Below are 19,467 nucleotides of genomic sequence, written 5' to 3' on the forward strand. Positions count from 1 at the left end.
ACGCCCGGCGCCGCCGTGACGCGCAACGGCCGCTGCCCGGCCGCCGCCGGGACGGCTCGGGCGGCACCCCGCGGCTCGGCCGCCGCCGGTGCTCGGACGTCTCAGCTGCCCCAGGGGACGCCGTCGGGTCGGCCGGTCAGCGGTGGGCGACCGGGCGGCTGGTGCACCGGTGCCGGGGTGATCGCGGGCGGGATCGGCTTGGTCAGCGTCTTGCCGGCCCGCACGGTGATCTTCTGCCCGTGGTGGCGCAGCGCCAGCGGCTCGCCGCCGGCCAGCTTGTAGCTCGCCTCGCCGGCGGTGACGTCCACCCGCAGCTGGCTCCCGTGCCAGGTCATCCCGAACCGCAGCCGGGTCCAGCCCGGGGGCAGCCGGGGCGCGAAGGTGAGCGCCCCGTCGTGGTCGCGCATCCCGCCGAACCCGGCGACCAGCCCCAGCCACACGCCCGCCAGGTTGGCCATGTGCAGTCCGCTGCCGGTGTTGTGGTGCAGGTCGTCCAGGTCGGTCAGTGCCACCTCGACCAGGTAGTCCTGGGCCAGCCGCAGGTGCCCGACCTCGGCGGCCACGATGGCCTGGGTGCACGCCGACAGCGACGAGTCGCGCACCGTGAGCGGCTCGTAGTAGGCGAAGTCGCGGGCCTTCTGCTCGGCCGTGAACGCGTCCCCGCGCAGGTGCAGGGCCAGCACCAGGTCGGCCTGCTTGATCACCTGGCGGCGGTAGATGTCGCCGTAGGGGAAGTGCAGCAGCAGCGGGTAGCGCTCCGGCGGGGTGTTCTCGAAGTCCCACCGCTCGTGGTCGGTGAACCCGGTGGCCTGCGGGTGCACGCCGAGGCGCTCGTCGTAGGGCACGTACATCGACTCGGCGGCCCGGCGCCAGCGCTCGATCTCCGGCGGTTGCACGTCCAGCTCGGCGGCCTTCTCCGGGTGCGCCTTCACCACGTCCACCGCGCCGCGCAGGTTCCGCTGCGCCATCAGGTTCGTGTAGACGTTGTTGTCCGCGATCGCGGAGTACTCGTCCGGCCCGGTCACGCCGTCGATGCGGAACTTCCCGGCCGCGTCGGCGTGGCCCAGCGAGATCCACAGCCGGGCCGTCTCGACCAGGATCTCCAGCCCGTAGTCCCGCTCGAAGTCGGCGTCCTGGGTCGCGTTCACGTAGCGCAGCACGGCGTCGGAGATGTCCGCGTTGATGTGGTAGGCGGCCGTCCCGGCCGGCCAGTACGCCGAGTTCTCCTGGCCCCGGATGGTGCGCCACGGGAAGGCGGCGCCGGCCAGCCCGAGCTGGGCGGCCCGCTCCCTGGCCAGATCCAGCGTGCTGTGCCGCCAGCGCAGCGAGTCCCTGGCGGCGTGCGGCGCGGTGTAGGTGAGCACCGGCAGCAGGAACGTCTCGGTGTCCCAGAAGGTGTGCCCGTCGTAGCCGGAGCCGGTCAGCCCCTTGGCCGGGATGGCCCGCTGCTCGGTGCGCGCGCCCGCCTGCAGCACGTGGAACAGCGAGAAGCGGATGGCGTGCTGAAGCCGGTCGTCGCCGTCGAGCCGGACGTCGGCGCGTTCCCAGAAGTCGTCCAGGTACTCACGCTGCTCGGTGCACAGCCCCTCCCAGCCGGTGTGCCGGGCGCCGGTGACCGCGCCGGCCACCTGGCTGCGCAGCGCCGGGCGGGTGCGTTGGCTGGACCAGCCGTAGCCGACGAACTTGGTCAGGGTGAACGTCTGACCGGGTTGCAGCGTGGTGCTCAGGGTGAGCCTGCCGACGTCGGGCTTGCACTCGGTCGTGACCAGTACGTCGTCCGCGCCCGCCCAGAGGTGGTCCATCATGGCGGCCATCCGCAGCCCGCTGACCCTGGTGGAGTGCACCATCACCGCGCCGCTGTGGTTGGCGTCAGCCTCCTCCGCCTCCAGGGGGGCCTCCAGCACCGCCGCCACCCGGGGGTCGTTGCCCGCCGGCGGGAGCTGCTCGTTCGCGATCAGCTCCGACTGCAGCACGATCCGGGCCGGCGCATCCACCGGGGTGACCTCGTACTGGATGGCCACGATGGAGCGCTGCACGAAGGAGACGAGCCGGGTGGACCGGACCTTGACCCGCTGGCCGGCCGGGCTGGTCCACTCCACCTCGCGGCGCAGCACGCCGTCCCGGAAGTCCAGGGTGCGCTCGTGGCGGTGCAGCTCGCCGTAGCGGATGTCGAACGGCTCGTCGTCCAGCAGCAGCCGGATCAGCTTGCCGTTGGTCACGTTGATGACGCTCTGCCCCGACTCGGGGTAGCCGTAGCCCGCCTCGGCGTAGGGCAGCGGCCGCGTCTCGTACAGCGAGTTCAGGTAGGTCCCGGGCAGTGCGTGCGGATCGCCCTCGTCGAGGTTGCCGCGCAGCCCGATGTGCCCGTTGGACAGCGCGAACAGCGACTCGGTCTGCGCCAACCGGTCCACATCGAGCTCAGACTCGACCAGATGCCAGGAATCCACAATCATGACGATCGCACGACCACGCGCAGTGATGGAGCCGGCCCGTTCCGACGGCACCGTGGTTGACCGGCAGCCCAGCTCGGCTGCGCCCCGTGACCGGGGGAATCGGGTTCCGCACGCGATCAGGGTGCCCCGTCATCCGTCGAAGGGCCAGTTAACCATTCGTGAACTGATCCGACACACCCGTTGGAGAGCGCCCGCCTCACCGGGATCGACGGCTCCCGGTGGCACGATCGCGGTGTCGGGAAGATCACTGCCCAACCGGTCGGAACCCGGCCGGGTCCAGGGGGTTGACCATGCGCGGGCGGCACCGGAGCACACCGAGCACGACCGTGCGGGCAGCGCGGGGCGCGGGCTTACCCGGTTTCCGGTGACGTGATGGCCGGCCCGATCGAGCGACCGAGGGTGAACCCCGAACCGCTGCTGGCCGGCAGTCGGCTGGCCTCGACCCTGGTCTGGTGGCCACTGTTGACCGTGCTCTACCTGATGGTGGCGCCCGGCTCGAACCCCGTCGGGGTGGGCCTGGTCGGCGGCGGCCTGGTCGTCATCGGGCTGCTGCGCGCCACGGTCCGGGTGAGCGCCCGCCGGCACGGCGCGCGGGGCCGCATCCGGCCCGGTGAACAGCGCATCGGACGGCCCGGTGAACAGCGCGGTGAACAGCGCGGTGAACAGCTTGGTCAACAGCGCGGTCAGCAGCGCGTCGGACAGCTGGGCGAACAGCTGGGTGACCAGCCCGGCGGGTAGTGCCGGAGATAGCGGCCGCACGCCAGCGGTCTCCGGTGAGTTGCCGGAAAAAGTCGACGAACGTCATACGCATGTTGCGTATGCGGCTGATGTGCAATCTGATACGGGCACGGGCCAGGTCAGCGGGCCGGCAGCCGCTGTTGACGGCTGGTCGAGCGTCCGTTTGGCGCTCTGTTCCCGCCGTCCGGCCTGGCAGAGTGCCGTAGTGCGGTCTCGATCACATACAGTTGGCCCCGAGCGGCACACGGTGATGAACTCGGGCGGGTGAATTTTGTCTGTGTCCAAGACGCTGCACGAGATCGCGCTAGGCGATCACGCATGCGTCGTGATGGATAGCGACGAACAGCATTGGGAGATCGCGGCCGGGTTCGTCGCCGAGGGCTTCAGGCGCCACGAGAAGATCCTCTACTACGACGGCGCCCGCTCCACCGAGCCGCTGCTGCGCCGGCTGCGTGAAGACAATATCGACGTCGACGGCTACCTGAGTACCGGACAGCTGGCCGTCTTCCCGCCGGAGCTGACGAACCAGCTCTGGAAGCTGTCCCTGCCGGAGATGGCCGAGCTGGTCTCCCAGACCATCGGCAAGTCCCTGTCCGAGGGCTATGCCGGCGTCCGGGTCACCGACGAGCCGGGCGGCGCGGTCCACCGGCCGGCGGGCGTCCCGCTCGCCGAGTACGACCGGACACTGCACGAGGGCATGCAGGGCCACCCCGTGACCATGCTGTGCCAATACGAACGGACCGACTGGTCGACCTCCGAACTCACCGAACTACGCGAGATGCATTCGATCGAAGTGGCCACTCCCGCGATCTACGACGACGGGCTGCTGCGGATCACCCGGCATGCGCCGTACACCACCCGGGTATCCGGCGAGATCGACTTCAGCAACCGGCACCTGGTCCGCACCATCATCGACAAGGAACTCGACCGGGCACTGCGCGCGGCCGGCCAGACCGACGAGATCCAGGTCCACCTGGAGTCGCTGCGTTTCGCCGACGTCACCACCATCATCCAGTTCGTGCAGGCCGCCGAGAGCTTCCCGCAGAGCCACCGGCTCGTGCTCTACGGGGTGCAGCCGTGCATCCGCCGGGTGCTGGACCGCTGCGGCGCCGGGTTCACCGCGCAGCTGACGCTGCGGGAAGCGATCGCGCCGTGAGGTTCGAGAGCACCCGGACCGCACTACCGAGGCGGTTCACCCACCGGGCCGCGTACTACTCCTCCTCGGACCATCTGATCGACGTCGCGGTGCCGATGATCGAGCGGGCACTCAACCGGGACACCCCGGTGGCGGTGATTGCATCCGACCCTACCGAACGCCGGCTGCGCGGGGTGCTCGGCGACTCGGCAGGGCTGATCCACCTGCCGCCACCGGACTCCCTGTTGTGTGGGTCCGGCCAGGGGGTGATCTCGCTGCGCGCCCAGGAGCTGAGCGAGCTCACCAACTGGGCCGGGCCCGTGGAGGTGCTCGTGGAACACCACCCGCACCGGCCGGGCCTGCACCCGTCGGCCTGGGTGGAGGCGGACGCGGCCACCAACGTGGCGCTGGCGGCACTGCCGGTCACCATCACCTGCCTCTACCCCACCGCGCTCGAGACCGAGACGGTGTCGGCCGCGGTCCGGTGGAACCACACGGAGGTGATCGGTGCCGATGGCACCCCGAGGGAGAACCCGGAGGTGCGGACGCCGACCGAGGTCCTCTCCATGCATCCGGTGCTGCCACCGCCTCGGCTCGGCCCACCGGACCGCGAGCTGACCTTCACGCCGTGGCAGCTGATCGACCTGCGCACGGCGGTCGGCGAGGCCACCGGGTACACCCGGATGAGCCAGCCGCACGCACAGGACTTCGTGCTCGCGGTGAACGAGGTGGCGAGCAATGCCGTCGAGCACGGCTACGGGGTCGGACTGCTGCAGATCTGGCGCCAGGGCGACCAGTTGATCTGTGAAGTTCACGACAGCGGCACATTGCGCGACCCGCTGCCCGGACTGCGTCCTCCGCATCCGAACAGCCCGCGCGGGCGCGGCATGTGGATCGCCCGGCAACACTGTGACCTGCTACATGTGTGGACAGACGCGCGCGGGACACACGTGCGGCTGCAGTCCGCGCGGACCTGAACGGGCTACCTCAAGCACCCGTCCAGTTAGGACGGACAGGCAATTCCGACCCCGACTCGGGGTGAGCGGCACGAATGGGCGAAGATGTATCCCGGATCGGACCTAGCCAGCATCCCGTACACCGGGGACACTACTTGGGCCGACCCGCGCCCGAAGGCGTTCAGACGCGTCGGCAAACATCATCAGTGTTGGCGGTAGCTCGAGTGGCTCGAGCTCGTCCGCCGGCCGAAATGTGGGGACACACGAAATGTCGGACCAACAGCCATGCTGTGACGTGCCGGTACGCCGGCCCTGGCTGCGAGTACTGGGCTCATTCGAGCTACGAATTCCCCTCGGCGGTAGAACCGACACCGATACCACGACCTCGCCGCTCGACGCGGACGAGCGCCGGTTGCTCGCGCTGCTCGCGGTGACCGCCACTCCGCGCACCACCGGTGAGCTGGCCACGGTGCTCTGGCCGGAACGCTCCACCGACGTCGCGCTGGGCACCCTCGAAGGGGTGTGTGACGCACTCGGCGAGCTGGTGACCGCCGAGGGCGACACGCTCCGGCTGGCCGACCACGTCGACGTCGACCTGGCGCACGCGCTGGAGCGGCTCCGCGCATGGAAGCGGAACCCGGCCCAGGTCGAGGCGACCGCGGCGGACGAGCTGGTCGAAGAGCTCGCCGCGGACCTGTTGCCCGGTTTCGGCGAGGTCTGGGCGCGCCAGGAGCGGGAGCGGTTCCACCGGGTCCGCCTGCACGCCCTCGAGTCGCTCTGCCGCCGCCTGACCGAGGCGGGCCGGCACGAGCCGGCGATCCGCGCCGGGATGCTCGTGGTCGAGGAGGCGCCGCTGCGGGAGAGCGCACGGCGTGCGCTGATCGAGGCGCACCTGGCGGCCGGCAACGTGTCCGAGGCGGTCAAGCAGTACGACGCGTTCGCCGACACCTGCGCCAAGTTCGGGCTGCTGCCCGGCTCGGAGCTCAGCGCGTTCTTCCCGGCCTCGCCGGCCTGGCCGGTGCTGCACGTGCGGCGGCCGATCTACCTCGGCGGTGCGGTGGGTCGCGGACTGCGGCTGGAGCCGCCGTCGCGGCGCGCACAGGTCGGCGTGGGGACCGTCGTCCGGGGGTAACACTGGGGGGTAACACGGGGGTCGGTCCGGCCACGGGGCGTAACGTTGACGACCGTGGTGAGACCCAGGCGCGCCGGGGGGCGGCGATCGGTCATAGATTGGCCGGCACGGCTGCTGCTCGCGGCGGTGATGATCACCGCGAACGTCGTCGGCACGGCTGGTACGGCGGCGTTCGCGCTCTGGGTACTGCCCAAGGGCGACCTGGCCGACCCTCAGCGGGTGCTGCTGGTCAACCTCACGGTCATGTTCGGCTACCTGGCGATCACCATTCCGCTCGGCATGCTCTGGATCGGGCTGTGGTTCCGCGCGCGGGTCGACGACTCCCGCCAGGAGCGCCAGCTCGTGCTCTACGGGCCACTGCGGGTGACGCTGGTCCTGACCGTCATCTGGGTCGCGGCGGCGGTGCTGTTCGGCGTGGTCAACGCGTCCTTCTCGGTCCGGCTGGGGCTGGCTGTCGCCGAGGACGTGCTCGTCGGTGGCATCACCACCTGCGCCCTGTGTTACCTGCTGGCCGAGCGCATCCTGCGCCGCGCGGTATCCCGTGTGCTGGCCGGCAACCCACCCGCGAAGGGCTTCAAGAGCAGCGTGCTGCTGCGGCCGGTGCTGTTCTGGATGCTCGGCACCGGCGTCCCGGTCTGCGGTCTGCTGGTGGCCGGCCTCGGTTCGATGGTCTACGGCGACGTGCCGGCCGACCAGCTGGGCCTGGTGATCCTGGCCGGCTGCGCGGTGGCACTGGGGATGGGCTTCCTCACCACGGTGGGCGCCGCGCGCGCTGTGGCCGACCCGGTCCGCTCGGTGCGGCTGGCCCTGCAGCAGGTCGAACAGGGTGACCTGGACGTGTCGCTGCCGGTCTACGACCGCTCCGAGCTGGGTCAGCTGCAGGCCGGTTTCAACACGATGGCCGCCGGTCTGCGGGAACGCGACCGGATCCGTGACCTGTTCGGCCGCCAGGTCGGCCACGACGTGGCGAGCGCCGCCACCGCCGCCTCGGAAGTCCGGTTGGGCGGTGAGGTGCGCAGGGTCGCGGTGCTGTTCGTCGACCTGGTCGGCTCGACCGCGCTGGCCGGCGCCCGCCCACCGACGGAGGTCGTGGCGCTGCTGAACCAGTTCTTCAGCGTCGTGGTGGAGGTCGTGGAGGCCTGCGGCGGCTGGATCAACAAGTTCGAGGGCGACGCGGCGCTCGCCGTGTTCGGCGCCCCCAACGACATCGACGACCCGGTCAGCCGGGCGCTGGCCGCCGCCCGCCAGCTGGCCGTGCGGCTGGAGGCCGAGGTGCCCGAGGTGTGCGCCGCCATCGGGGTGTCCGCCGGCGACGCGGTGGCCGGCTACATCGGCAACGTGCGGCGCTACGAGTACACCGTGATCGGCGACCCGGTGAACGAGGCGGCCCGGCTCACCGAGCTGGCCAAGAACGTGCCTGGGCGGGTGCTGGCGGCCGGCGGCGCGCTCGCCCTGGCCAGTCCCGCGGAGAGGGGCCGCTGGGCCCTCGGCGACGCCATCACGCTGCGTGGGCGAACCACCCCGACCCGGCTCGCCAGCCCGTTGGCGCTCGCCGAACCACTGCCCCCGGAGCCGATGATCGGGCCCGAACAGTGCCCCGAGCTGGATTCCGGACCCGGGCAGGCACCGCAGCGGCGCGACCCGGAGGGCGCCGCCACGCCGTGAATCCACCCGGGTTGGGCCTTTCGGCTCAGACCAGGCACCATCGACTGTGACATGACGCTCACCGAGAATCTTCCGGACACCGCCGACGCCGATACGCTCTACGACGCCTTCACACTCTGGGCGACCGAGCAGGGAATCACCCTGTACCCGGCGCAGGAGGAAGCGCTGATCGAGATCGTGTCCGGCGCGAACGTCATCCTGAGCACGCCGACCGGTTCCGGCAAGAGCCTGGTCGCCGTCGGCGCCCACTTCGCCGCGCTGGCCCAGGGCATCCGCAGCTTCTACACCGCGCCGATCAAGGCGCTGGTCTCGGAGAAGTTCTTCGCCCTGTGCGACGTGTTCGGCGCCGACCAGGTCGGCATGATGACCGGCGACTCGAGCATCAATCCGCGCGCCCCGATCATCTGCTGCACCGCCGAGGTGTTGGCCAACATCGCGCTGCGCGACGGCGCCGACAGCGACGCCGGCCAGGTCGTGATGGACGAGTTCCACTACTACTCCGACCCGGAGCGCGGCTGGGCCTGGCAGGTCCCGCTGATCGAGCTGCCGCACACCCAGTTCCTGCTGATGTCGGCCACCCTCGGCGACGTCAGGCGGTTCAAGGAGGACCTGACCCGGCGCACCGGTCAACCCACCTCGGTGGTCAGCTCGGGCGAGCGGCCGGTACCGCTGATGTTCTCCTACGCCACCACCCCGCTGCACGAGACGGTGGAGGAGCTGCTCGCCACTCACGGGTCGCCGGTGTACGTCGTGCACTTCACCCAGGTCGCGGCGATCGAGCACGCCCAGGCGCTGATGAGCATCAACGTCTGCAGTCGGGAGGAGAAGGACCAGATCGCCGAGCTGATCGGCGCGTTCCGGTTCTCGGCGGGCTTCGGCCGCACGCTGTCCCGGCTGGTGCGCCACGGCATCGGGGTGCACCACGCCGGCATGCTGCCGAAGTACCGCAGGCTGGTGGAACGGCTCGCCCAGAGCGGCCTGCTCAAGGTGGTCTGCGGCACGGACACCCTCGGGGTCGGCATCAACGTGCCGATCCGCACCGTCGTGTTCACCGGGCTCGCCAAGTACGACGGCACCCGCACCCGGCTGCTCAACGCCCGGGAGTTCCACCAGATCGCCGGCCGCGCCGGGCGGGCCGGCTTCGACACGCTGGGCACGGTCGTGGTGCAGGCGCCCGAGTACGTGACCCTGAACCAGAAGGCGCTGGCCAAGGCCGGCGACGACCCGAAGAAGCGGCGCAAGGTGGTCCGCAAGCAGCCCCGCGAGGGCGAGATCAACTGGGCCGAGTCGACCTTCAACAGGTTGGTGGAGGCCGAGCCGGAGCCGCTCACCTCCAGCTTCCAGGTCAGCCACGCGATGCTGCTCAACGTGATCAACCGACCGGGCGACACGCTCGCGCACATGCGCCACCTGCTGGAGGACAACCACGAGGAGCGGCCGGCGCAGCTGCGGCACATCCGGCGGGCGATCGCCATCTACCGGGCACTGCTCGCCGGCGGCGTCGTCGAGCAGCTGCCGGAGCCGGACGCTGACGGCCGCCGGGCCAAGGTGACGATCGACCTGCAGCTGGACTTCGCGCTCAACCAGCCACTGTCCCCCTTGGCGCTGGCCACCATCGAGCTGCTGGACCGGGAGTCCCCGGACTACGCGCTGGACGTGCTGTCCGTCGTCGAGGCCACCCTGGACGATCCCCGGCAGGTGCTCCAGGCGCAGCGCTCGGCGGCCCGACGGGCCGCCGTGGCCGAGATGAAGGCCGAGGGGCTGGACTACGAGGAGCGCATGGTCCAGCTCGAGGAGATCACCTATCCCAAACCGCTGGCCGAGCTGCTGGATGCCGCCTTCGAGACCTACCGCCGCGGCCACCCCTGGGTCGCCGACTTCGAGCTCTCCCCCAAGTCGGTCGCCCGCGACCTGTACGAGCGGGCCATGACCTTCGTCGAGTACATCGGCCACTACCAGCTGGCCCGCTCGGAGGGCCTGCTGCTGCGCTACCTGTCCGACTCCTACAAGGCGCTGCGCCAGACCGTGCCCGAGGAGGCCCGGACCGAGGCCCTCACCGACCTCATCGAACTGCTCGGCGAACTGGTCCGCGAGGTCGACTCCAGCCTGCTCGACGAGTGGGAGAAGTTGGCGAACCCGGACGGCGAGGAGATCACCGCCCATCCGCGCACCGTCACGGCGGATCCCCGCGCGCTGCGGGTACTGGTCCGCAACGCGATGTTCCGCCGGGTCCAGCTGGTCGCCAGGAAGCGCTGGGACGAGCTCGGCGAGCTGGATCCGTCCGGGCTCTGGGATGCCGACCGCTGGCACCTCGCCATGGAGCGGTACTACGAGCAGTTCGACGAGATCCGCACCGACGCGCACGCCAGGGGCCCCGACCTGTTCCGGGTCACCGAGGGACCGGGCCGCTGGGAGATCCACCAGGTGCTGGACGACCCGGACGGCTTCCACGAGTGGTCCATCTCCGCCGAGGTCGACCTGGACGCCTCGCAGCGGGCCGGGACGGCCGTGCTCAAGGTGATCGCGGTGGAGCCCTTCTAGGCGTGCCGTGTTAGTTGCCTTTGGGCGGCTGGGCGCGTTTTACCGAAGCTTTGGACGGGACAGCAGTCAGTTAGGGCGTCGGGAGTCTCACCCTTTTTGCTTGAGTCGGGGACTTGCGTCGGGGACGTCCGGCGGGGTTCGCAAAAAATCATGAAATCTTTTTTCAGGGGCGGCGGTATCGGCCCGGAAACTGTCGGGGCTGTTCGGCATAATTTTGGGTATGTCGGAGGGTTCGGTTGTTGCGGCGCGGCGGGTGGTCATGGATTCCATGGCCGCGTTGCGCGCACTCGAACGCTCGGGTGATGCGGAATGCCGGATTGACGGGGTGAAGTCTTACTGGGTTTTGCGGCGCCAGTGTGAGTACGACTTGTTGGTGTTGGTCGCCGGGTTGGATCGCGACGGGGAGTTTCTCGAGCGTGGGATGCATTCGGCGAATGCGGTCAGCGATCTGCTCGGGGTGAGCCAGCGGGACGGGCGGCGGATGGTCGCGGTCGCGTCCAGTGTGTTTCCCACCCGGTCGTTGGTGGGTGAGGTGTTGGAGCCTCGGTTGCCGGCGACGGCGATGGCGTTGGGTGCCTTCGAGATCGACCTCGCGCACGCCGAAGTCATCGAGTCGGTGCTGGCTACGGATGCCGCCCGGCGGATCACGGTGGAGCAGTGGGTGGCGGCGGAGGTGTTGTTCGCCGACTGGGCCCGGCAGTACAGCCCGGAGTTGTTGGCCCGCAAGGCCCGCGAGGAACTGGACCTGCTCGATCAGGACGGCGCTCCTCCTGGTGAGGACGATCCGCAGGTCAACGAGCTACACCTGGCCAAGTCCCGCCACGGTGTCGGCGGGAAGATCAAAGGCCAGCTGGACTCGGCGACGTTCGAGACGGTGGCCCGGGCGATCGGGGCGATCCTCAAACCGGCCGCCGACGAGAACAAGTCGTTGGGTCAGCGGCAGGCTGATGCGCTCGGGGAGATCTGCGCGCACGCCCTGGACGAGGGCCGGCTGCCCGCGCAGGGTGGTGAGCGTCCGCACGTGGCGATCACGATGGGTTTGGCAGCGCTGAAGGCCGGGTTGCGTGGGGCGAGCCTGGAACTGGGCGGACATATCGGGCCGGGTGAGGTGCGCCGGCTGTGCTGCGACGCGCAGATCACCCCGATCGTGCTCGGCGCGAACAGTGAGCCGTTGGATGTGGGTCGGGAGAAACGGTGTGCCACGTTGGCGCAGCGGCGGGCGGTTGCGGTTCGGGATGGGGGTTGTGCCCATCCGGGGTGTGATCGGCCTCCGAGTTCCTGCGAGGTGCATCATATTGTTCACTGGGTTCACCATGGTGAGACAAAGCTCGACAATTTGGTGATGTTGTGTTGGACGCATCATCGGATGGTGCACCAGTCCGACTGGGAAGTCCGCATGCGCGACGGGCTCCCCGAATTCATCCCGCCAAAATGGATCGACTACTCACAGACGCCCCGGAGAAAGTCACACCTCGTATACACCTGAGGCTGGCCGCGGAGTTCCACGACCAGCCTCAGGTCCTGACGAGATCTGTGTACTCGCCGGCGTCAGGCGCCGACCGGCTCCTCGGCGTCCGGGTCCGGGGCCTGGCGCTCGGGCAGCGTGGCGAACACCGCCGGTGGTTCGCGCCAGGGCTCGGTCAGGCTGCCCGTCTGAGCCTCGTGAACAGCCCGCCACACGGCCTGCGGGGTGCAGGGCAGGTCGATGTGCCGGACGCCCAGGTGGCTCAGCGCATCCACGATGGCGTTGTGCACCGCCGGCGTCGACCCCACGGTCGCCGACTCCCCGATGCCCTTGGCGCCGAGCGGGTTGAGCGGCGTGGGGGTCTCGGTGTTGCTGACGTCGAACCACGGCAGGTCGGCGGCACTCGGGATGGTGTAGTCCGTCATAGTCGCGGTCAGCGGGTTGCCGTCGGTGTCGTAGATGAAGTGCTCGAACAACACCTGGGACATGCCCTGGGCCAACCCGCCGTGCTGTTGGCCGGCCACGATCATCGGGTTCAGTATCCGACCGCAGTCGTCCACCGCGTAGTGCTTGAGCGGGGTGACCCGGCCGGTGCCGGTGTCCACCTCGACCACGCTGATGTGCGCGCCGAACGGGAAGGTGGAGCCGCCCTCCTGCTCCCAGTCCAACTGGACCGACAGCGGCTTGCCCCGCTCGGTCGCCGCCTGGGAGAGCTTGGCCCAGGTGATCCGCTGATCGGGCACACCGGCGACACCCAGGTCGCCGGAGTCGGTGACCTCGATGTCGTCCACACCCGCCTCGAGCAGGTCGGCTGCCAGTTCGCGGGCCTGCTCCAGCATCACCTCGGCGGCCCGGTTCACCGCGTTGCCGCCGATCTGCAGTGACCGGGAGCCCATGGTGCCGCCACCTCGGGGAACCTGGGCGGTGTCGGCCTGCACGTACTGGATGTTCTCCAGCGGGATGCCCAGCTTGTCCGAGACGATCATGCCGAACGAGGTGGCGTGGCCCTGGCCGTGCGACGAGGTACCCGCCTTCACCGTGGCAGTGCCGTCGGCGTGCACCTCCACCGAGGAGTACTCGGTGAAGTTGCCGGCGCCGGTCACCTCCACGTACGCGCTGATCCCGATGCCGAGTTGCTTGGCGTCGCCGCTCTGCCGGCGGCGGGCCTGCTCGGCACGCAGCGACTCGTACCCGGCCAGCTCCACCGCCTTGGCCAGCGGCGCCTCGTAGTCACCGTTGTCGTACTGGGCGCCGACCACGGTGGTGTGGGGGAACTCGTCGGGCTGGATGAAGTTGCGCCGGCGCAGCTCCACCGGGTCGATGTCCAGCTCGACGGCCGCCATGTCCATGATGCGTTCGAGCAGCTCGGCGGCCTCCGGGCGGCCAGCGCCCCGGAACGCGCCCATCGTGGCGGTGTTGGTCAGCACCGCGGCCACGTTGTAGCTGATCTTGGGGATCCGGTAGACGCCGGCCGACATCAGCCGGGTGAACACAATGCCCAGGAAGCCGTTGAACCCACCGTAGGCACCACAGTCGACGATCACATGCAGCCGCAGGCCGACAATGGTGCCGTCCCGGCGCAGGCCCAGCTCGGCCCACTGCTGCTGGCCGCGGCCGTGCATCATGGACACCGCGTTCTCCGAGCGGGTCTCGACCCATTTGACCGGGCTACCGAGCTTGAGCGCGGCGGCAAGCACCACCAGGTGCTCCGTCTGCGCGCCGATCTTGGCACCGAACCCACCACCCACGTCCGGCGCGATCACCCGCATCCGCGTCGGGTCCAGCCCCAGGCCGCCGGCGAGCAGCCCCAGGGCCATGTGGGCGCCCTGCGCGGAGACGTACACCGTCACGTCGTGGTCCGCGCCGTCCACCCCGCCGGGCACCACCGCCATGGCATTGGGCTCCATCGGCATGGGTGCCAGCCGCTGGTTGCGCATGGTCACCCGGACCACCACATCGGAGCCTTCGAGTGGGTCCTCGTCGCCCGGTTCCCGCTCTCCGGCCGCGACGTTCGAGCCCATCTCCTCGAACTGCAGCGGACCAGTCGGGTCGAGCGCGTGTTCCAGGTCCACCACCGCGTCGAGCGGGTCATAGTCGACCACAATCAGCTCGGCGGCGTCGTTGGCCTGCGCCTTGGTGTCGGCGATGACCGCCGCGACCACGTCGCCGACGAACCTGACCTTGCCCACCGCAAGTGGCGGTCGGGCGGTCTGCGGGTTCAGCGGGATCGGACCGACCTGTGCGGCCAGGCTCAGGTTGTCCGCTGTGTAGACCGCGCGCACCCCGGGCGCGGTCTCGGCCTCCGAGATGTCGATGTTCTCGATGCGGGCGTGCGCTATCGGTGAGCGCACGAAGGTGAGGTGTAGTGCCCCCGGGAGGTCCAGGTTGTCGACGTAGGTGCCTTGACCGCGGATTAGCTCCGCGTCTTCAACCCGGCGAACCTCGGTACCCAGAATTGATCCACGCATGTGCGGACTCTATCGCTGTGTCGACACCTCGGCATCACGCCTCGGGCCAGCAGGTCAGAGCGGCTGCACGTCCGAGATCAACCAGTGCCCATCGGACCAGGTCATGGTGACCCGGACCTGGTTGGTGGCGCTTCGCGGTGCCGGCTGCGAGCTCATCGATGTGGTCTGGTTCACAAAGAGCAGCGCCTGCACCTGTTCCGGCTGGGCGTCGATGACCGCCGCACGGACCACGTTCGCCTTGGTGCTCAAGCTCTGCTGACGCACCGCCGGCACGATCACGCTGTTGGCGAGATCCTCGAACTTGGCAGCGAAGTTGCCGGAGATCAGCGTCCTGGACTTGGCCAGGTCGGCGTCCAGCGTCTTCGAGTCGTAGCTCAGCACCTGGGTGGTGCCGGTGCGCGCGGCATCCAGGGCGGCGTTCTGCGCCGACTGGGCCCGGGAGGCGCTGATCGACTGCCAGCCCAGCACCGCGACCGCGACGAGAGAGGCGAGCGCCAGTACGGCGAGCGCGATCGGCACCAGCACCGGCCGCGCCCGACCGGCATCGGCCGCCGACTTCAACTCCGGCGTCGAGGTCGACTGCACGGGCACCCGAACCTCGGCCGGCTTGTCGACTGCCGCCGGCTTGTCGACTGCTGCCGGCTTGTCGGCGTCAGTGTCGGTGTCCGCTAACGCCGGTTTGTCGGCTTCGATCTCCGCTACCGCTGGCTTGTCGGCTTCGGCTGGCTTGTCAGCCTCCGCCGGCTTGTCAACTGCCGCCGGGTTCTCCGCGGCAGCCGGGGTCTCCGCTTCGGCCGGCTTGTCGGCCTCGGTGTCCGCTACCGCTGGTTCGTCGGCTTCGGCCGGCTTGTCAACTGCCGCCGGCTTGTCAACTGCCGCCGGGGTCTCCGCTTCGGTCGGCTTGTCGGAGGTAGCAGCCCTGTCGGCCACAGCTGCCGCCGGCTTGTCGGCCACGGCTACGGCCGGCGTCTCCGCGTCGGCCGCTACCTGCTTGTCGACGGCAGCCGGGATCTCCGCTTCGGCCGGTTTCCTGGCCGCGGCCGGTTTCCTCGCTGCCGCCGGCTTCCTCGGCGCCGCCGGCTTCCTCGGCGCCGCCGGCTTCCTCGGCGCCGCCGGCTTCCTGGCCGCGGCCGGCTTCCTCGCCGCGGCCGGCTTGTCGGACGGCGCTGCCGCGGGCTGCTCGGTGTCGACAGACGGCTCGGCCTGCGTCGAGTCCGTGGCCCGCGTCGAGCTCAACGGCTCCGCTTTGTCCGATGCTTCGGTCGGCCCGGTCGAGGTCGTTTCCGGCTTCGAGGTCACCGCGGTCTCCGAATCACTGTCTTGGGTGCTCACTGGACGAAGGTCACGTCCGAGGCCAACCACCGGTCGCCCTCACGCTGGAGTTGCACGCCGAGCCGGTAGTTCACCGGCTGCGCGTTGGGCAGCTTGGTGTTGGACACCGTCGCGGTCACCGCGACCAGCACCGACGCCGTGTTCGCGTCCATCCGCTCGATACCGGCGGCGCTCACCGTGCCCTGGGAGCCCGCCCCGCTCTGCTGCAGGATCGCCTGCAGCGCCTGGGCATAGGTGCTGATCTGGTCCCGGAAGCCGCCGGTCGACTCGTTGGTCAGGCTCTGGATCTGCGCCTGGGCATTGCTCGAACTGATGGAGGTGAGGTCACCGGCGACCTTCTGCGCCGCGGCCACCACGTCCTGGCGCTGCGCGGCCAGCTGACTGGCGCCCCGGTTGTGCGCGAACAGCAGTCCGCCGGCTACCCACAGCGCCACCACCAGCACGCTCAGGCCCGCGACCAGCATCGTGTACCGCGACGGCCGGCGACGCTGGCGTGGAGTCGCCCGCGCAGTCGTCGGGGCGGCGTCCTCGGACCCAGCGGCGGCCGCGTCCACCGCTGCCGGCTCGGCCGCCACCGGCTCGGCCGCGGTCGGCTCGGCCGCCGTCGGCTCGGCCACCGTCGGCTCGGCCACCGTCGGCTCGGCCACCGTCGGCTCGGCCACCGTCGGCTCGGCCGCCGTCGGCTCGGCCACCGTCGGCTCGGCCACCGTGTCGGCGGTTGTCGTGTCGGCGGTTGTCGTGTCGGCGGTTGTGTTCTCGGCCGTGTCCTCGATGGCGGGATCCGCCACCTCGGCCGGCTTGGACGTCACCTTGGAAGGCATCGGCTGTCGACCTCGCTCACTGCGCTGTAAAGCGCTGCGACGGCGGCCGTACCGGTTACCGGGGACTTGCGGCCGCCGAATGCACTACCGCCGAGCGGAGCTGTGACCCGCCCGGGATCTTGGGGAGCGCCCCGGCTCGACGATGGTAGGTGGCGCCCGCCACAACCCTTCCGGCGGGGTCAGCGATTGAGCTCGGCGGCCAGCGTCGCGGTGAACACCTCGCCGCGCTCATGGAAGCGCAGCTCCGCGTACGTCACCACGGCAACACCGACCGCGACCATGCCCACCGGGATCTGGATGAATGCCTGCAGCACGTCCTCGTTGAACGTCCCCGGCGTGCTCAGCGCGCTCACCACGAAGCCGGACACGACCGTGTAGGCGGCGCCGGCCGCCACCGCGAGCACCATCCGCCCGACGGTGGGCCAGAATCGCGCGTTGACCAGTTCGAAGCAGCGGGCGATGCCGCCGCGTTCCACGGTCACCACCCCGGCCAGCGCGGCGCCGAACACGATGGCCAGGTACAGACCCGGGACGACCAACATCAGCAGGCCGAACAGCATCAGCATGCCGGCCGCCAGCCCCCAGCCGATGAGCGCCGGCGCACGCAGCGCGGCGAACCGCATCGTCTCCCGCGAAGTGGGCTGGTGCCCCGCGGCGTCCTGAACCGACACGTAGACCGAAGCGCCCTGGGCGAACACGCTGACCGCGATCGCGATCAGCAGTCCGAGCAGGGCCAGTGTGCTGTCGAAACCGGTCGGGTCGTTCGGGGTGGCCAGGGTCGGGCTCATGGTGAACGAGACCAGCGCACTGATCGCCGCCACGCCCACCTGGATGATCAGGAGCGGGACCAGGCTGCGGCGGACCACGGCGATCACCCGGTCGACCCAGCCGCGCAGGTCAGGCGGAACCAGCGGATCACTGAGCGGAGCGGCCATCCGCGCGCGCGGCGGACGGCGCTGAGCAAAGCCCGGCCATGGCTCGGGGTTCCGATCCGCCCCGGGCCGCTCCGGGCCGGGCGGCGGAGGTGACGACATGCCACGACGGTATCGCTGATCGGTTGGCCGCGTCGTCTCCGACCCTGGCGAAACGCCCAGCGGACGTCCGACCAGGGCCGCACCCGCCACGGACCGGAGCCGGTCTGCCACGATGACGGCACGGCCACCGGCTGGCCCCGAGCCCAGCTCAGCCGGAACCCGCCCGCACCGAGGAGGACGCTCCATGACGGCCATCCGCTCCAGCACCGTGGCCGATGTGGTCGCCCGCACCGCCCGCCGTACCCCGGAGCGGGTCGCGCTGCGGTTCGCCGATCGCGTCTGGACCTACCGCGAGCTGGACGACGCGGTGAGCCGCGCGGCCGCCGTACTCCTCGGGCTCGACCTGGCCAACGGCGACCGGGTCGCCGCCTACGGCAAGAACTCCGATGCCTACGTGATCGGGTTCCTGGCCTGCGCCCGGGCCGGCCTGGTGCACGTGCCGATCAACTACAACCTGGCCGGCGACGAGTTGGCCTACCTGCTCGATCAGTCCGGCAGCCGGGCGGTGCTGGTCGACCCGGCGCTGGCGGCCCGGGTGGCCGAGGTGGCCGGGGCACCGGAGCTGGTACTCGCCCTGCGCGACGCGCCGGACTCGCTGCTGGCCCGCTGCGAGGCCGGCCCGGTACCCACCGTCGACGTCGAGATCGCGGAGTCCGACCTGGTCCAGCTGCTGTACACGTCAGGCACCACCAGCCGGCCGAAGGGCGCGATGATGACCCACCGCGCGTTGGTGCACGAGTACCTGTCCTGCATCGTCGCGATGGACTGCCACCCCGACGACGAACCGCTGCACCCGATGCCGCTCTACCACTCGGCCGGCATGCACGTGATGATGCTGCCCTACCTCGCGGTCGGCGCGACCAACCACGTCATGGAGTCGCCGGACGTGCCGGAGATCCTGCGCCGGATCGAGTCGGACGGGATCGGGGCACTGTTCCTGGCGCCGACGGTGTGGGTGCCCCTGTCCAACCACCCGGACTTCGCCGAGCGCGACCTGTCCTCGCTGCGCAAGGCGTACTACGGCGCCTCGATCATGCCCCAGCCGGTGCTGGAGCGGCTCCAGAAGGCGCTGCCCGAGCTGGGCTTCTACAACCTGTTCGGGCAGTCCGAGATCGGTCCGCTGGCCATCGTGCTCGGCCCCGAGGAACACGCCGACCGACCCGCCTCCTGTGGGCGCGCGGTGCTGTTCGTCGAGCTGCGGGTGGTGGACACCGACGGCAACGAGGTGCCGGCCGGTGAGCTCGGCGAGGTGGTCTACCGGTCGCCGCAGCTGTGCGAGGGCTACTGGGACAAGCCCGAGGAGACCGAGGAGGCCTTCACCGGCGGCTGGTTCCACTCCGGCGACCTGGTCCGCGCCGACGAGCAGGGCTACATCACCGTGGTGGACCGGATCAAGGATGTGATCAACACCGGCGGTGTGCTGGTGGCCTCCCGGGAGGTGGAGGACGCGCTGTACAGCCACCCGGCGGTGGCCGAGGCGGCGGTGATCGGCACGCCGGACGACCGCTGGATCGAGGCCATCACCGCGTTCGTCGTGGTGAAGGGGGCCGACCCGGTCGACCCGGCGGACCTGATCGCGTACACGAAGACCCGGCTGGCCGGCTTCAAGGTGCCCAAGAAGGTGCTCCTGGTCGACGAGCTCCCCCGCAACGCCTCCGGCAAGCTGCTCAAGCGGGTGCTGCGGGACCAGCTGGAGGCCTGATCCGGCGCACCCGGCCGGCTGTGCG

Annotated in this window: 13 protein-coding genes; 8 read left to right on the top strand and 5 right to left on the bottom strand. The window is 70.3% G+C overall.

Translation table 11 applies throughout. The features are described 5' to 3' along the window. Nucleotides 1–101: 101 nt before the first annotated feature. The gene (locus ACTXG6_RS38305; protein WP_445184205.1) at nt 102–2,453 is read right to left on the bottom strand and encodes a glycoside hydrolase family 65 protein; all 2,352 of its coding nucleotides are present in this window, start codon (nt 2,451–2,453) and stop codon (nt 102–104) included. Nucleotides 2,454–2,825: 372 nt separating this feature from the next. Between ACTXG6_RS38305 and ACTXG6_RS38310 the strand changes: the two genes are divergently transcribed. The 7 genes from ACTXG6_RS38310 to ACTXG6_RS38340 all read left to right on the top strand — a co-directional run bounded on the left by ACTXG6_RS38310 (nt 2,826) and on the right by ACTXG6_RS38340 (nt 12,106). Then, nucleotides 2,826–3,191, top strand: coding sequence for a hypothetical protein (locus ACTXG6_RS38310; RefSeq protein WP_445184206.1), 366 nt, complete (start codon nt 2,826–2,828; stop codon nt 3,189–3,191). A gap of 277 nt (nt 3,192–3,468) precedes the next feature. Next, nucleotides 3,469–4,347, top strand: coding sequence for an MEDS domain-containing protein (locus ACTXG6_RS38315; RefSeq protein WP_445184207.1), 879 nt, complete (start codon nt 3,469–3,471; stop codon nt 4,345–4,347). Further along, nucleotides 4,344–5,303 (top strand): anti-sigma factor RsbA family regulatory protein, encoded by a 960-nt coding sequence (locus tag ACTXG6_RS38320; RefSeq protein ID WP_445184208.1) that lies wholly within the window; start codon nt 4,344–4,346, stop codon nt 5,301–5,303. The genes ACTXG6_RS38315 and ACTXG6_RS38320 overlap by 4 nt, the downstream gene beginning before the upstream one ends. A 247-nt stretch (nt 5,304–5,550) precedes the next feature. Then, nucleotides 5,551–6,414 carry an AfsR/SARP family transcriptional regulator gene (locus ACTXG6_RS38325; protein WP_445184209.1) on the top strand — a complete coding sequence of 288 codons (864 nt, stop codon included), beginning with the start codon at nt 5,551–5,553 and terminating at the stop codon, nt 6,412–6,414. Nucleotides 6,415–6,468: 54 nt separating this feature from the next. Then, the gene (locus ACTXG6_RS38330) at nt 6,469–8,079 is read left to right on the top strand and encodes an adenylate/guanylate cyclase domain-containing protein (RefSeq protein WP_445184210.1); all 1,611 of its coding nucleotides are present in this window, start codon (nt 6,469–6,471) and stop codon (nt 8,077–8,079) included. Nucleotides 8,080–8,130: 51 nt separating this feature from the next. After that, nucleotides 8,131–10,620: a DEAD/DEAH box helicase gene (locus tag ACTXG6_RS38335; RefSeq protein ID WP_445184211.1), complete on the top strand. Its 2,490-nt coding sequence runs from the start codon at nt 8,131–8,133 to the stop codon at nt 10,618–10,620. Between the two features lie 268 nt (nt 10,621–10,888). Next, nucleotides 10,889–12,106, top strand: a complete 1,218-nt coding sequence (locus ACTXG6_RS38340; protein ID WP_445190219.1) for a DUF222 domain-containing protein — start codon at nt 10,889–10,891, stop codon at nt 12,104–12,106. A 62-nt stretch (nt 12,107–12,168) separates the two neighbouring features. On the opposite strand, the gene ACTXG6_RS38345 is transcribed toward ACTXG6_RS38340, so the two are convergent. The 4 genes from ACTXG6_RS38345 to ACTXG6_RS38360 form a co-directional block, all read right to left on the bottom strand. Next, nucleotides 12,169–14,553: a xanthine dehydrogenase family protein molybdopterin-binding subunit gene (locus ACTXG6_RS38345; RefSeq protein ID WP_445184212.1), complete on the bottom strand. Its 2,385-nt coding sequence runs from the start codon at nt 14,551–14,553 to the stop codon at nt 12,169–12,171. A gap of 54 nt (nt 14,554–14,607) precedes the next feature. Beyond that, on the bottom strand, nt 14,608–15,507 hold the full coding sequence (locus ACTXG6_RS38350; RefSeq protein ID WP_445184213.1) for a hypothetical protein: 900 nt from the start codon (nt 15,505–15,507) through the stop codon (nt 14,608–14,610). Nucleotides 15,508–15,881: 374 nt separating this feature from the next. Then, on the bottom strand, nt 15,882–16,706 hold the full coding sequence (locus ACTXG6_RS38355; RefSeq protein WP_445184214.1) for a hypothetical protein: 825 nt from the start codon (nt 16,704–16,706) through the stop codon (nt 15,882–15,884). 179 nt (nt 16,707–16,885) lie between these two features. Next, complete coding sequence (locus ACTXG6_RS38360; RefSeq protein ID WP_445184215.1) at nt 16,886–17,641, bottom strand: hypothetical protein; 756 nt, start codon at nt 17,639–17,641, stop codon at nt 16,886–16,888. Between the two features lie 283 nt (nt 17,642–17,924). On the opposite strand from ACTXG6_RS38360, the gene ACTXG6_RS38365 reads away from it, so the two are divergent. Beyond that, nucleotides 17,925–19,442: an acyl-CoA synthetase gene (locus ACTXG6_RS38365; RefSeq protein WP_445184216.1), complete on the top strand. Its 1,518-nt coding sequence runs from the start codon at nt 17,925–17,927 to the stop codon at nt 19,440–19,442. Nucleotides 19,443–19,467 lie beyond the last annotated feature (25 nt).

It is taken from the genome of Pseudonocardia sp. Cha107L01 (assembly GCF_052566575.1).

What these genes read in the sequence shown, in the direction of transcription:
- ACTXG6_RS38310 (WP_445184206.1), top strand. Translation starts at nt 2,826, where the DNA reads ATGGCCGGCCCGATCGAGCGACCGAGGGTGAACCCCGAACCGCTGCTG.
- ACTXG6_RS38365 (WP_445184216.1), top strand. Translation starts at nt 17,925, where the DNA reads ATGACGGCCATCCGCTCCAGCACCGTGGCCGATGTGGTCGCCCGCACC.
- ACTXG6_RS38360 (WP_445184215.1), bottom strand. Translation starts at nt 17,641, where the DNA reads ATGGCCGCTCCGCTCAGTGATCCGCTGGTTCCGCCTGACCTGCGCGGC.
- ACTXG6_RS38325 (WP_445184209.1), top strand. Translation starts at nt 5,551, where the DNA reads ATGTCGGACCAACAGCCATGCTGTGACGTGCCGGTACGCCGGCCCTGG.
- ACTXG6_RS38340 (WP_445190219.1), top strand. Translation starts at nt 10,889, where the DNA reads ATGGCCGCGTTGCGCGCACTCGAACGCTCGGGTGATGCGGAATGCCGG.
- ACTXG6_RS38305 (WP_445184205.1), bottom strand. Translation starts at nt 2,453, where the DNA reads ATGATTGTGGATTCCTGGCATCTGGTCGAGTCTGAGCTCGATGTGGAC.
- ACTXG6_RS38335 (WP_445184211.1), top strand. Translation starts at nt 8,131, where the DNA reads ATGACGCTCACCGAGAATCTTCCGGACACCGCCGACGCCGATACGCTC.
- ACTXG6_RS38345 (WP_445184212.1), bottom strand. Translation starts at nt 14,553, where the DNA reads ATGCGTGGATCAATTCTGGGTACCGAGGTTCGCCGGGTTGAAGACGCG.
- ACTXG6_RS38355 (WP_445184214.1), bottom strand. Translation starts at nt 16,706, where the DNA reads ATGCCTTCCAAGGTGACGTCCAAGCCGGCCGAGGTGGCGGATCCCGCC.